Source organism: Massilia aquatica, from assembly GCF_011682045.1.
GTDB classification, from domain to species: Bacteria; Pseudomonadota; Gammaproteobacteria; order Burkholderiales; family Burkholderiaceae_D; genus Telluria_A; species Telluria_A aquatica.
Genome location: NZ_VVIW01000006.1, coordinates 243384 through 256703 on the forward strand (window position 1 = coordinate 243384; position 13320 = coordinate 256703).

At 64.6% G+C, this 13320-nt stretch carries 10 protein-coding genes; 3 read left to right on the forward strand and 7 right to left on the reverse strand.

The features are described from left to right. Positions 1-50: 50 nt before the first annotated feature. Positions 51-2267: a S9 family peptidase gene (locus F1609_RS13505; RefSeq protein ID WP_167076933.1), complete on the forward strand. Its 2217-nt coding sequence runs from the start codon at positions 51-53 to the stop codon at positions 2265-2267. A gap of 69 nt (positions 2268-2336) precedes the next feature. Here F1609_RS13505 and F1609_RS13510 read toward each other — a convergent pair whose 3' ends face one another. From F1609_RS13510 to F1609_RS13535, 6 genes are all read right to left on the reverse strand, one after another. Next, positions 2337-2516 carry a CsbD family protein gene (locus F1609_RS13510; protein ID WP_166896229.1) on the reverse strand — a complete coding sequence of 60 codons (180 nt, stop codon included), beginning with the start codon at positions 2514-2516 and terminating at the stop codon, positions 2337-2339. Positions 2517-2874: 358 nt separating this feature from the next. After that, positions 2875-3057, reverse strand: coding sequence for a CsbD family protein (locus F1609_RS13515; RefSeq protein ID WP_099874788.1), 183 nt, complete (start codon positions 3055-3057; stop codon positions 2875-2877). A gap of 96 nt (positions 3058-3153) precedes the next feature. Continuing rightward, positions 3154-3777 (reverse strand): class I SAM-dependent methyltransferase, encoded by a 624-nt coding sequence (locus tag F1609_RS13520; RefSeq protein WP_167076934.1) that lies wholly within the window; start codon positions 3775-3777, stop codon positions 3154-3156. A 13-nt stretch (positions 3778-3790) separates the two neighbouring features. Further along, complete coding sequence (locus F1609_RS13525) at positions 3791-5839, reverse strand: M13 family metallopeptidase (protein ID WP_167076935.1); 2049 nt, start codon at positions 5837-5839, stop codon at positions 3791-3793. 64 nt (positions 5840-5903) lie between these two features. Continuing rightward, positions 5904-7937, reverse strand: coding sequence for a M13 family metallopeptidase (locus tag F1609_RS13530; protein ID WP_167076936.1), 2034 nt, complete (start codon positions 7935-7937; stop codon positions 5904-5906). Positions 7938-7961: 24 nt separating this feature from the next. Next, positions 7962-10589, reverse strand: a complete 2628-nt coding sequence (locus F1609_RS13535) for a M1 family metallopeptidase (protein WP_167076937.1) — start codon at positions 10587-10589, stop codon at positions 7962-7964. Between the two features lie 198 nt (positions 10590-10787). Here F1609_RS13535 and F1609_RS13540 point away from each other — a divergent pair, with 198 nt between their 5' ends. Together F1609_RS13540 and F1609_RS13545 are read left to right on the forward strand one after the other, a co-directional pair. Next, entirely contained in the window at positions 10788-11615 is an 828-nt protein-coding gene (locus F1609_RS13540; RefSeq protein ID WP_167076938.1) for an HDOD domain-containing protein, read from the forward strand. Between the two features lie 122 nt (positions 11616-11737). Beyond that, a complete protein-coding gene (locus F1609_RS13545; RefSeq protein WP_167076939.1) occupies positions 11738-12016 on the forward strand; it encodes a flagellar protein FliT in 279 nt (92 codons plus the stop codon). A 62-nt stretch (positions 12017-12078) separates the two neighbouring features. Here F1609_RS13545 and F1609_RS13550 read toward each other — a convergent pair whose 3' ends face one another. After that, the gene (locus tag F1609_RS13550) at positions 12079-13299 is read right to left on the reverse strand and encodes an aspartate aminotransferase type Ic (RefSeq protein WP_167076940.1); all 1221 of its coding nucleotides are present in this window, start codon (positions 13297-13299) and stop codon (positions 12079-12081) included. Positions 13300-13320: the final 21 nt, after the last annotated feature.

Sequence of the window (13320 nt, forward strand, 5' to 3'; positions counted from 1 at the left end):
TGTCCTCAGTTCTCCACCTACACTTCCACCTTCACCTCACCGAGACATCCATGCGATTTCTTCTCTGCTTTCTCGCCGCATTGTCCAGCGTTCCCGCATCCGCCGAGCGCCTGACACTGGACCGTATCCACGCCGACCCGGCGCTGGCGGGACCAGGCGTGCGCAACCTGCGCGTGTCGCCCGACGGCGCGCGCGTGACCTACCTGCGCGGCCGCCAGGACAACCAGTTCCAGCTCGACCTCTGGGAATTCAACATGAAGGACAAGACCTCGAAGCGCCTGGTCGACTCCAAACTGCTGGTTCCGAACGAGACCCTCTCGCCCGAAGAACAGGCCAGGCGCGAACGCGCGCGCACCGCCAGCCTGACCGGCATCCTCAATTACAGCTGGTCGCCGGACGGCAAACAGCTGCTGGTGCCGATCGCCGGCGACCTGTACCTGGTCGATGCGGCCAAGCCGCAGGCGGCGCGCAAGGTCGCCTCGGGCAATGTGGCCGATCCGAAGATTTCACCCAAGGGCCGCTACGTCTCCTTCGTGCGCAAGCAGAACCTGTACGTGATCGACCTGGTTTCGGGCGCTGAAAAACAGCTCACCACCGACGGCGCCGGCACCATCTTCAACGGCGAAGCCGAATTCGTGGCGCAGGAAGAAATGGGCCAGCGCACCGGCTACTACTGGGCGCCGGACGATTCGGCCATCGCCTACAAACGCTACGACGAGGCGCCGGTGCCGGTGGTGCGCCGCTTCGAGATTTTTGCCGACCGCACCGATGTCGTCGAACAGCGCTACCCTGCCGCCGGCGACGCCAACGTGCTGGTCGAGCTGATGATCGTCTCGCCCGCCACCGGCGTGCAGCGCAAGGTCGAGCTGGGCCCGAACCGCGACATCTACCTGGTGCGTGCCGACTGGAGCGCCAACAGCAAGCAACTGCTGTATCAACTGCAGTCGCGCGACCAGAAGCGCCTCGACCTGATTTCGGTCGATGCCACCACGCTGGCGCAGCGCACCCTGCTCACCGAAACGTCCAAGACCTGGGTCAGCATCCACGACGACCTGCGTTTTCTGTCCAAGCGCAATGCCTTCCTGTGGACGTCCGAGCGCAGCGGGCGCAATCACCTGTACCTGTACGACCTCGATGGCAAGCTGCTGCATCCGGTGTCGAGCGGCGAATGGGGCATCGACAACGTGCTGGCGGTGGACGAAAAAGCCGGCCGCGTGTACGTCGCCTCGAACCGCGACGCGGTGATCGACAAGCAGACCTATGCCCTGGCGCTCGACGGCAGTGGCGCCGACAAGCCGGTGCGCATCACCAAGGGCGACGGCTGGCACGAATCGGCGTTCTCGCGCAACGGCGAAGTGTTCGTCGACACCTTCTCCGACCCAGCGACCCCACCGCAGATTTCGATCCGCCGGCCGGATGGGGCGATGGTCGGCTGGCTTGAAGAAAACAAGCTCGATGCCAGCCACCCGTATGCCAAATACACATCGGACCACCTGGCCACCGACTACGGCACCATCAAGGCCAACGACGGCCAGACCCTGTACTACTCGATGATCAAGCCGTCCAACTTCAGCGCCGCGAAAAAATATCCGGTGTACCTGTCGACGTATGGCGGGCCGCATGCGCAGCACGTCTCGCGCAAGTGGGGCAACTACTTCGACCAGTACATGGCGCAGCAGGGCTTCGTGGTGTTCCGCCTCGATAACCGCGGCTCCTGGCGGCGCGAACGCGCCTTCACCGACGCCATCTACAATGGCCTGGGCAAGCACGAAGTCGAAGATCAATTGACCGGGATCGACTGGCTGGGCAAGCAGGGTTTTGTCGACGCCAGGCGGATCGGCGTCTTCGGCTGGAGCTACGGCGGCTACATGACACTGCGCCTGCTGGCGGCGGCGTCCGACAAGATCGCCATGGGCGTTTCGGTCGCGCCGGTGACCGACTGGGCGCTGTACGACACCCACTACACCGAGCGCTATGTGGGCGGCACGCCGAAGGGGCAGCCGGACGCGTACAAGTCCAGCGGCGTATTCGCGCACCTCGATGGCCTGAAGTCACCGCTGCTGCTGGTGCACGGCATGGCCGACGATAACGTCCTGTTCACCAATACCACGCGCCTGATCGATGGCCTGGTCAACCGCAACGTGCGTTTCGACCTGATGACCTACCCGGGCGCCAAGCACGGTATCTCATCGCGGCCGGGGCAGCGCCACGTGTACGGCACCATCGAAGCATTCTTCAAGAAGAACCTGGCCGACGCGCCGAAGTAAACGGCGCACGAAACGCCGGACAAAAAAAAGCCGCGAAATTCGCGGCTTTTTTCATAGGGAGCGGACCAATTAGTTGGTCGCATCCTTGACGGCTTCTTTGAGGTCGCCGATTTTTTCCTGGGTTTTGCCTTCGATCTGGTTTTCCAGACCTTTAGCTTGCTGTTCGGTGCTACCGACCAGTTTGCCAGCTTCTTCCTGAATTTTGCCGCCGATGTCTTGCAGTTTGCCGTTGACTTGATCTTTGTTCATGGTAAAGCTCCTTGAAGTGCTCATGGCCAGAATGGCGATGCAGTGAAGCCATCTTACTGCTGAGTCCAAAGCAGATCAGTTCGTTTCCGCACATAAGCGAACAATCAATTTCCAACCACCAAAATTCACATCCCCAACCGGGGTCAGAGCTTTAACTAGCAAGGAAAAGGTTTCACTTCCGACCTTGGTGCCCGGTGACCCAAATTTTCAGCACCGAAACCTGCTGAACGGTCGAATTTGCTGCTTGTATGCACGGAAAAGCGAACGGAAGCGGTAAACGGCACCGGGGTCAGCGCTTTAATCACAAAGATTTCTAATTAAAGCTCTGACCCCGGTTGTAGGGGGAATCAGCGCTGGATCAGCGGTTTCCTTGGTCCTTGAGCACTTCTTTGGCGTCGCCGAATTTTTCCTGGACTTTGCCTTCGACTTGCTTCGACAGGCCTTTGGCCTGCTGTTCGCTGCTGCCGACGACCTTGCCGACTTCTTCCTGGATCTTGCCGCCGATGTCTTTCGCTTTGCCTTTTACTTGGTCCTCGTTCATTTTCGGTACCTCATATGGTGAGTGAAACTGCGGAGCGCACTGGAATGTGCGACAGACTCAGAATACGACGTTCGATTGAACCGTTCCGTTCGCTACTTAACCTACCGGCTTTCGCCAGACACTCGCCAGCCAGGGCTGCTGCTCACGCGGCAAGCCTTCCGGACGATAGTAATGATGCAGCGGGGAAAAGTTGGCCGCTGTCATGTACTCCTGCCAGGTGGCGAAGTCGTAGTAGCTGCCGTAACGCGGCCCGTTCCAGCCTTCCTGGTTGTCGCCGCGCGGGTTGGAGCAAAACAGCACGCCGCCCGGTTTCAGGGCCGCGTACAGATCGTCCAGCACCTTCGGCAGCGCGCGGCTGGGCACGTGGAACAGCACCGCGTTGGCATACACGCCGTCGAACAGGCCGGCCGGCAGGTCGAGGTGCACGAAGTCCTGGTGCCACACCTCGCAGCCGCTGTAGGCGCGCGCCATGGCCGCGAACTCGCCCGCGCCATCCAAGCCGATGGCGCGGTGGCCAAGGGCGCTGAAGGTCTTCAGGTCGCGCCCCGGGCCGCAGCCCAGGTCGAGCAGGGTGTACGGCACCTCGCCTTCGATGGCGTCCAGCAGCGCGGCGATGTTCTGGCTCACGTCGTGGTCGACCGTACCGCGGAAGAACTGCTCCGCGGTGCTGTCGTAATGCGCCAGGGTGCGGCGCGTGATGGCGTCGATATCGTCGCTCATGGCATGCCCGCGCCTACCACACCTTCACGCGCTCGGCCGGCGCCAGGTACAGGGCCTGGCCGGGCTTGACGTCGAAGGCCTTGTACCACGGCTCCAGGTTGCGCACGATGGCGGTGCGGTATTCGGCCGGTGCGTGGCCGTCGGTCAGCACGCGCTGGCGCGCCGCCGCCTCGCGCACCTTGGTCTGCCACGCCTGCGCGTAACCGAGGAAGAACTGCTTGTCGGCGTCGGCCGGCCCGTCCGGCCCCAGCGAGGCTTTGTAGGCGTCGTACGCCGCCGCCACGCCGGCCAGGTCGGCCAGGTTTTCGCTCAGGGTCAGCTGGCCGTTGACCGCCAGGTCGGGGAACGGTTTGTAGGCGCTGAACTGCGCCACCAGCTTGTCGGCGGCGCCCTTGAAGTGGGCCATGTCTTCCTTGGTCCACCAGTCGCGCAGGCGTCCCTGGGCGTCGAACTGCGCGCCCTGGTCGTCGAAGCTGTGGCTGATTTCGTGGCCGATGATCGAGCCGATGGCGCCGTAGTTGGCCGCGTCGGACGCCTTGGGGTCGAAGAACGGCGGCTGCAAAATCGCGGCCGGGAAGTTCATGGCGTTTTGCAGCGGCAGGTTGACCGCGTTGACCAGTTGCGGCGGCATCGCCCACGCGCTGCGGTCGACCTTTTGCCTGAGGCGCGCGATCTCCTGCGCGGTATGGAATTGTTCGGCGCGCACGGCATTGCCAAGGGCGTCGCCCTTCACCACTTTCAGGCCGGCGTACGAGCGCCAGCGGTCCGGGTAGGCCACGCCGACGTGCATGGTCTTGAGCTTTTCCTGGGCCTGGGCGCGGGTGGCCGGGGCCATCCAGTCCAGCTGGTCGATGCGTTTACTAAAGGCGGCGATGATGTTGCCGACCATTTTCTGGACGCGCGCCTTGTTCTCGGCCGGGAAGTGGCGTTCCACGTACAGGCGTCCGACCGGTTCGTCGAGCGCTTCGTTGGTGGCGGCCAGCGCGCGCTTCCAGCGCGGCGATTGCTGCGGCGTGCCGGTCATGGCTTTGCCGGAAAATTCGAAACGCTGGTCGGCGAAGGCTTTCGGCAGGGTCGGGGCGAAGTGGTTTATCTGGTGGAAGGCGAGGAAGTCCTTCCAGGTCGCGATGTCGGTGCTCTCGACCAGCGCGGCGGCGCCAGTCACGGCGCTCGGGTGCCAGACGATGAATTTGTCGGCGCCCGACAGGCCCGCGCTCTTGAAGAACGCGTTCCAGTCCATGCCCGGCGCCCGGGCGGCGAAGTCCTTGAGCGTCCAGCTGTTGTTGGCCTTGAGGACGTCGGCCGAATCTTCACGGCTGGCGTGCGACTGGGCGATCTTCATTTCGAGGTCGAACACCTTGGCGGCGCGCGCGTCGGCATTGAGGAAGCCGGCCAGCTTGAGCATGGCGCCGATGTGCTGCTTGTACTTGGTGCGCAGTTCGGCCATGCGCGGGCTGTCGGTCAGGTAGTAGGCGCGGTCGGGCATGCCCAGGCCGCCCTGCAGCAGGTAGGGCGTGTTGCGGGACGGGTCGTTCAGGCCCTGGGCGATCCACAGGCCGAACAGGTTTTCGGTAAAGAAGTTGGTGGCGTTGAGCGGGTCGACGTCGGCGCGCAGCGATTGGCCCAGCGCGCGCGTGAGCGCGGTCTTGTCCTTGATGGCGTCGATTTTTGCCAGCAGCGGCTTGAGGGGCACCGTGCCTTGCGCTTCGATGGCCGCTTCGTCCATGAAGGTGTTGTAGAAATCGGCGACCTTGCGCGCGTCGCCGCTGGCTTTTTTATCGGCCGAGACTTCTTCGATCAGTTTGACGATGCGCGCGTTGCTCGTTTCGGCCATGGCGGCAAAGGCGCCCCAGCTGCTGCGGTCGGCCGGGATCTCGGTTTTGGCGAGCCAGTCGCCATTGGCGTAGGCGAAGAAGTCGTCGCCCGGCAGCACCGGGGCGGTGATGGCCTTGGCGGCCGGCGCCGCGTCCTGGCCGGCGCCATGCGCAGGCGCGAAGGCGAAGGAGGCGCCGCACAGGGCGAGGGTCAATGCGGTCTTGATCGGGGTCCAATGTGTTTTCATGTCGTTCCTTGATACGGTGTTCTATTAAAAAGGCGGTGTCGGCCAGCGATCTGGCCGTGCGGGTCTAGAAGACTTTCACGCGCGCCGCCGGCGCCAGGTACAGGAACTGGCCCGGCTTGACGTCGAAGGCGTTATACCACTGGTCGAGATTGCGCACGGTGGCGGCGCGATATTCGCTGGGCGCGAAGGCGTCGCTCAGCAAGCGTTTGCGCGCAACCGCGTCGCCCACTATGGCCGGCACCAGGCGCGCATAGCCGAGGAAGAACTCGCGGTCGGCGCCGTCCGGCGCCGGTTTGCCGGCCAGCGTGGCCTGGTAAGCGTCGTAGGCTACCGACACGCCGGCCAGATCGCCCACGTTTTCGATCAGCGTCTGCCGGCCGTTGATGGCCATGTCGGGAAATGGTTTGTAGGCGCTGAACTGCGCGGCCAGTTTATCGGCGGCGATATTGAAGCGGGCCTTGTCCTCCCCGGTCCACCAGCTGCTCAAACGCCCACGTGCGTCGAATTGCGCGCCCTCGTCCATGTAGCCGTGGCTGATCTCGTGGCCGATCGCTGAGCCGATCGCGCCATAATTGTGCGCGTCGGACGCCTTGGGATCGAAGTAAGGCGGCTGCAGGAACGCCGCTGGAAAGTGCAGGACATTTTGCAGCGCCACGAATGGATTGGCCTGCCTTACCTGCATCGGCAAGGCGCGCGGATCGCCAGCTTGTTTCAGAAGCGAGATCTGCTGCCCGTAGTGGAACTGCTCGGCGCGCACGGCGTTGCCAAGGGCGTCGCCCGGCACAACCTTCAGGCCCTCGTAAGAGCGCCAGCGGTCCGGGTATCCCACCACGACCACCATGTTCTTCAGTTTTTCCCTGGCGTGGGCGCGCGTGGCCGGGGCCATCCACGCGAGCTGGTCGATGCGTTTGCCGAAGGCGGCGGTGATGTCGCGCGCGATCTTCTGCACGCGCTCCTTGTTCTCGGCCGGGAAGTAGCGTTCGACATACAGGCGTCCAAGCGGGTCCCCCAGCGCGCGGGCGGTCGCGTTCAATGCATCGTCCCGGCGTGGGGCCGGCTCCTGGCGGCGGCTGAGTATCTTGCCGGAGAAGGCGAAACGCTGGTTTTCGAACGCAGCCGGCAAGGTACCTGCGAAGTGGTTTACCAGATGATAGGCGAGGTAGTCCTTCCAGATTGCCACGTCGGTGCTCTCGACCAGCGCCGCGGCCGTCGTCATCGCCGCCGGATGCCAGACGATGAACTCGCGCGCGCCGCCCAAGCCGGCGCTGTCGAAAAATGCCGCCCAGTCCATGCCGGGCGCACGCGCATTGAAGTCCTTCAGGGTCCAGCTGTTGTTTGCCTTGTTGGCGTCGCCCGATTCGGCGTCGCCCGCGTACGTCTGGGCGATCCGTGTTTCGAGTTCCAGCACCCTGGCGGCGCGCGCGTCGGCGTCGGGGTAGCCGGCCAGCGTGAGCATGACGCCGATATTGTGGCGGTATCTGGCGCGCATGTCGGCCATGCGCGCCTCCTGGCCCAGGTAGTAGGGACGGTAGGGCATGCCAAGGCCGCCCTGCACCAGATAGGGCATGTTGCGGGTCGCATCGTTCAGCCCCTGCCCTACCCACAGCCCGAACAGGTTCTGGGTAAAAAATTCGCCTTTGTTGAGCGGATCGACATCGGCCCGCAGCGAGGCGCCCAGGGCGCGCGCCAGCTGCGCCTTGTCCTCGATGGCGTCGATCTTCGCCAGCAGCGGCTTGAGGGGCGCGCTGCCTTTGGCCTCGATGGCCGCTTGGTCCATGTAGGCGCCGTAAAAATCGGCCACCTTGCGCGCCTCGCCGCTGGCCTTTTTGCTGGCCGCGACTTCCCCGATCAGCCGCACGATGCGCGCATCGACCTCGGCGCCGATGGACTCGGCCAGTGACCAGCTGCCGCGCCCGGCCGGCACCTCGGTGCGATTGAGCCAGTCGGCGTTGGCGTAGTAGTAGAAATCAGCGCCGGGCAGGGGCGCTGCCGGCGCAGGCGCGGACTGGCCGGCGCCGTAGGCCGGCGCAAAGACGGCCGCGGCGCCGCACAGGGCGAGTTTCAGGGCGGTCTTGAGCGGCGTCCAGTTGGTTGTCATGTCGGGCCTCGGTTCGGTGGGGCTCTATTTTAGCGCCGCGCGCACTTGCGGCAGCAAACGGGCTTTCTGGGCGGCGCGGGTGCGCACGGCGTTGGCCACGCGTTGCGCTTCGACCTGGGCATCGGGGCCGAAGTGCTGCTTCACGTACGCTTCCATCATCTCGGCATGGGCCGGATTGGAGGAGGACGATACCACGCTAGGGAGAAAGCTATTCTGGTCGCCCGATTCCTGGTCCTTCATCAATGCCGCGCGGTTGGCGGTGGCGAAAGCCCACGCCAGCTCCACGTGTTGGGCGCGAGCCACGGCCGGCACCAGGGTGGAAGTGAGCTGCGGCGGCAGTTCGGGCGAGAGCGCCATTGCCAGGGTGCGCCTGGCCAGGGCCGGGTCGCTCGCCAATGTCATGGAGCGCGCGTAGCGGTTGCGTTCTTCGACGGTCTGGGATTGCGCCAGGCGGCTGGCCAGCGCGTCGTAGGTGGCGGCGTCGCCGTGGCGGCCGGCCACGCGTATGACGAAGTCGATCATCGACGGCGACACGCTGGCCGGGTCTTTCAGGAAGCGCGCGAAGCGGGCGCGCCCTTCGGCGATCACGGCCGGGTCGCCGACCTTGGCCAGCGCGCCGGCCAGCAAGGCGCGCAGCTGGCGCTCTTCGGTCGATTCGCCCGGCTTGTCGTCCCAGCCGAGGCGCGCAAACTTGGGCGCCGCCAGGCTGGTGATGTAGCGCCGCACCAGTGCGCGTTCCGGTTCGCCCTCGGCCAGGTTGTCGAGCGTGGAGAGGCTGTCGAGCATGGCGTTCCACACCGCCAGGCGCGGCTCGTCCGCGTAGGCCGATGCCAGCGTGACGTAGCTGGCCAACTGCACGCGGTCGGCCTGGACCAGGCTCCAGGTGTCGCCCAGCAGCTTGAGGCGGGTGGTGTCGGGCAGTTTGGCGGCCTGCCCCGCCAGCGCGTCGAAGCCGGCCTGGTCGTACTGGACGCGGAAGTAGCCCACGCTGGCCGGGTCGATCACCAGTGCGCCCTCGCACGAGGGCTGGGTGACGGTGGTGCTGGCGCCGGAGAACAGGGCGTAGCTGGCCTTGCCGCCAACGGTACCGACTTGCACCGGCACGTTCCACAGGCGTTTTTCGACCGCCGGTTCGTCGAGGCGGAACTGCTCCTGCGACAAGGTGACGCGGCGCTTGCCGTCGGTGCAGCTTTGCTCGACCTTCAGCAGCGGGAAGCCGGGCTGCGTGGTCCAGTCGGAGGCCAGCTTTTCGACCGGCTTGCCGGTGGCCTTTTCGAGCGCGGCCCAGAGGTCGGCGCTGGTGGTGTTGCCGTACTGGTGCTTGGCCATGTAGGCGCGGATGCCCTTGCGGAACGGTTCTTCGCCCAGATAGGCTTCGAGCATGCGCAGGAAGGCCTGGCCCTTGGTGTAGGTGATGTCGTCAAAGGCGTCGGCGGCCTGCGCTTCGGTCAGCACCGGGGTCTGGATCGGATGCGTGGTCTTGCGCGCGTCCAGGTTCATCACGCTTTCGCGGTTGGCCAGCGCGGCCAGCTGCACGCGCCACTCGGGATGGAAATGGTCGGTGGCCTTGGCCGCCATCCAGGAAGCGAAACCTTCGTTGAGCCACAGGTTGTCCCACCAGCCCATGGTCACCAGGTTGCCGAACCACTGGTGCGCCACTTCGTGGGCGTTGATGCCAAACGAGGTCTGGCGCACGCTGTCGGGACTTTTTTGCGGGTCGACCAGGAGCGTCGATTCGTTGTAGACGATGCCGCCCCAGTTTTCCATGGCGCCGTTAAAGCCGCCGGGGATGGCAATCTGGTCGAGTTTGGCCAGCGGGTAAGGCACGCCGAAGTAGTTGTTGTAGTAGCGCAGCAGGTCCTTGGTGGCGGCCAGCGCATAGGCCGCCGAGGGCAGCTTGCCTTCGGTGGTGACGATGCCGATGTCGACGCCGTCCTGCCTGGCGCTGACCCGTTCCAGCTGGCCGGCGACCAGCACGAACAGGTAGCTCGGCATCTTGGGCGTGACGCCGAAGTGGAAGCGCTGCAGGCCGCCGTCGAGCTTTTCCTGGCGTTCGAGCGGGGTGTTGGAGTAAGCCTTGAAGTTCGACGGCAGGTCGACGGTGAGCTTGAAGGCGGCGCGGAAGGCCGGTTCGTCCCAGGTCGGCAGCAGGCGGCGCGTGTCGGTCGGTTCCATGTTGGTGGCGATCATGGTGCGGGCGGCGCTGCCGGCCTTGTACTTCATGTGGAACATGCCGCGCGCTTCGCGGTTGATCAGGCCGTGGAACTTGAGGGCGAGGTTGTAGCGCCCCGGCGCGAGCGGCTGCGCCAGCGCGAAGCTGAGCGTTTCCTGTTCCTTGTCGATGAGCGGCGCCAGTTTGATGGCGCCGATGTTCTTGCCGGACAGGCTGGCCGCGTCGATCTCGATATCGACGGCGTTGAGCATGATGCGCGAGGTAGTCTTGAGTACTTCGATTTCGACCGTCTGGGAACCGAGGAAGGTGTTGGCGGCCAGGTCGGGAATCAGGTGGGCGGCGTATTGCACCGGTACGATATCCTTGGGCAGCTTGCCCGGCGTGGTGGCGAAGGTGTACGGGGCTTCGGCGTTGGCGGCGAAGGCGGTACAGGCCAGCGCGATGGCGGCGGCGAGGCGGAGCTGTTTCAATAATGTCATGTCTGTTCTCTTTTCATGGCGGCGCCAGGTCCGGCGCATTTTTCCCAGCCTGCACTGTAATGGAGGGCCGGGCGAAATGCTTGCCAAATGCGACAAACCGCAGAATACGCCGCCAGAGTGCGAAAAATGCGAACCGTAGCGGCAGTGGCGCGCGCGGGAGGTTTTGTATATAGTCACCCTGCCCCAACAGGAGACACGATGACCCTTGAAGCCTTGCTGCAAAATCCGAACGCCCTGCCCTCCGCGCCCAAAGTGGTGGCCGAACTGATCAGCAGCTTCGACGACCCCGATGTGGCGGTCGAAGAAATCGCGCGCAAGCTCTCGCTCGACCCGGTCCTGAGCGCCAAGCTGCTGCGGCTGGCCAATTCGGCCTACTATCATGTGTCGCGCCGGATCGGCAATGTGGGCGGCGCGGTGCGCATGCTCGGGTTCGTGACGGTGCGCACCCTGGTGATCAGTTCGGGCCTGGTGGGCAGTTTCAAGACGGTGCCGGGGCTGGACCTGAAGCGCTTCTGGCGCTACAGCCTGCACACGGCGGTGGCGGCCAAGTGGATCGCCAAGCAGATCGGCGCCAATACCGACCTGGCGTTTACGATCGGGATGATGCACGGGATCGGGCAGCTGGTGATGCATGCGGGCGTGGCGCAGCAGGCGCGCGAACTCGATCAGACGGTCGGGCCGTACGAGAACGGCCGGATCGCGGCCGAGCGCGATCTGTTCGGCTACGACTTCGGCGTGGTGGGGGCGGAACTGGCGCTGCGCTGGAAGTTCCCGGACCTGTTTCACCAGACCTTGCGCCATTTTGCCGAGCCGACGCCGGAGTCGCCCTCGTACCGGATGGCGGCGGTGATTCACCTGGCCGTGCTGCGCGCGCGCTACGAGGAGCGCCAGCCGAACGACGAGGAACTGGCGGCGTGCTTTACGCCGGCGCTGGCGACCGGGCTGGGCGTGGCGCCGGAGGCCGTGTTCGCGGGAATTCCGCCGCTCGGGGAACTCAGTGGCGGGCTGGAAGAGCTTATCAATTAAGCATTATTTACCGGGCTAAAAATATTTTCAGATTTTTTTGAAAAATCCTAAAGTTCCGCGCAATCCCGCCGTAATGGAAGGACACGCGGTAATCTTTATAAATTTTTTGGCCAGGTGAGCGCATGACCTCCAACGAAGTTCTCTCGATGTACGAAAATATTGCTGGCCTGACTGGCAAGATGGCGGTTGCGGCAAAAGCAGGCGACTGGAACGGCCTGACCAAGCTGGAAATGCAGTGCAAGCAGCAGGCGGCGGCGGTCAAGACCGGCGTGCCGGCACTCGATGGGGCGCCACGGATGCGCAAGATCGACCTGCTCAAGCAGATCATGGCCAACGACCGCGCCGTGCGCGAGATTACCGAACCGTGGCAGTTGTCCGATGTGATGTGCGCAACGCACTGAGCTGGTTTTCAAGAAGTAAAACGAAAGCGCCCGAGGGCGCTTTTTTATTGGCGTGGCGCCGGTCAACCCGCCACGGCCAGTTTCAAGGCCAGTGCAATCCCCTCCGCCGCCTGGGTAATCTCGGGCAGCGATGGAAAGCTCGGGGCGATGCGGATATGGCTGTCCTGCGGGTCGAGCCCGTACGGATAGGCAGCGCCAGCGGGCGTGAGCGTGATGCCGGCTTCCCTGGCCAGCGCGATGGTCTTTTTGGCCGCGCCCGGCGGCGTTACCAGATCGATGAAATAGCCGCCCTTCGGCACCGTCCACGACACCCCCGGCACATCGCCCAGGTGCGCGCCGAACTGCGCCAGCACGGCGTCGAACTTGGGCTTGAGCAGGGCCGCGTGGCGCGTCATCAGGGCCTCCACGGTCGCAGTGTCTTTCAACAGGCGCACGTGGCGCAGCTGGTTGATCTTGTCCGGACCGATGCTGCGGATGCCCGCGTGCTTCGTCCACCAGGCGATATTGGCCGGCGACGACGCCAGCGCGGCAATGCCCGACCCGGCCCAGCTGACCTTCGAGGTCGAGGCGAACACGATCGCCCGGTCCGGATTGCCAGCTTCGGCGCAGGCGCCAATGACCTCGGCGATGCGCACCTTCTCATCCGTCAGATGATGGAAGCGATAGGCGTCGTCCCACAGCAGGCGGAAGTCCGGCGCGGCGGTATTCATGGCGGCCAGGCGGCGCACCACCGCGTCCGAGTACACCGTGCCGGACGGATTGCTGTACTTGGGCACGCACCACATGCCCTTGATGCTGGCGTCATTCGCAACCAGGCGCTCGACGAGATCCATGTCCGGGCCGTCGTCGGTGAGCGGCACGTTGATCATCTTGATGCCGCGCGCTTCGCAGATCGAAAAATGGCGGTCGTAGCCCGGTACCGGGCACAGGAACACCGGCTGCTGGCCGACCCATGGCTGGCCGCCCGGCACGCCGTTCAACAGCGCGTACACGATCACATCGTGCATCAGCGACAGGCTGGCGCTGCTGTCGACCACGACCTGCGCGCCTGGGACGTCGAGCAGGCTGCCGAACAGCGCGCGCGCTTCGGGCAGGCCCACGCCCAGGCCGTAATTGCGGGCGTCGGCGCCGTCGGCCGCGCTAAAGCCGGGCAAGGCGTCGAGCAGGTCGTTGGACAGGTCAAGTTGTTCGGGAGAGGGTTTGCCGCGGGACATGTCGAGCTTGAGTCCGCGTTGCAGGAACAGGTCGTATTGCGCTTGTGCTGGGTTTGCTGCCGTCGTCATGTGCTTGCCTTTGGTGATGAG

Excerpts from the sequence above, each read along its gene's own strand:
- F1609_RS13545 (WP_167076939.1), top strand. The coding sequence starts at position 11,738 with ATGACCTCCAACGAAGTTCTCTCGATGTACGAAAATATTGCTGGCCTG.
- F1609_RS13525 (WP_167076935.1), bottom strand. The coding sequence starts at position 5,839 with ATGAAAACACATTGGACCCCGATCAAGACCGCATTGACCCTCGCCCTG.
- F1609_RS13540 (WP_167076938.1), top strand. The coding sequence starts at position 10,788 with ATGACCCTTGAAGCCTTGCTGCAAAATCCGAACGCCCTGCCCTCCGCG.
- F1609_RS13535 (WP_167076937.1), bottom strand. The coding sequence starts at position 10,589 with ATGACATTATTGAAACAGCTCCGCCTCGCCGCCGCCATCGCGCTGGCC.
- F1609_RS13530 (WP_167076936.1), bottom strand. The coding sequence starts at position 7,937 with ATGACAACCAACTGGACGCCGCTCAAGACCGCCCTGAAACTCGCCCTG.
- F1609_RS13510 (WP_166896229.1), bottom strand. The coding sequence starts at position 2,516 with ATGAACAAAGATCAAGTCAACGGCAAACTGCAAGACATCGGCGGCAAA.
- F1609_RS13520 (WP_167076934.1), bottom strand. The coding sequence starts at position 3,777 with ATGAGCGACGATATCGACGCCATCACGCGCCGCACCCTGGCGCATTAC.
- F1609_RS13505 (WP_167076933.1), top strand. The coding sequence starts at position 51 with ATGCGATTTCTTCTCTGCTTTCTCGCCGCATTGTCCAGCGTTCCCGCA.
- F1609_RS13550 (WP_167076940.1), bottom strand. The coding sequence starts at position 13,299 with ATGACGACGGCAGCAAACCCAGCACAAGCGCAATACGACCTGTTCCTG.
- F1609_RS13515 (WP_099874788.1), bottom strand. The coding sequence starts at position 3,057 with ATGAACGAGGACCAAGTAAAAGGCAAAGCGAAAGACATCGGCGGCAAG.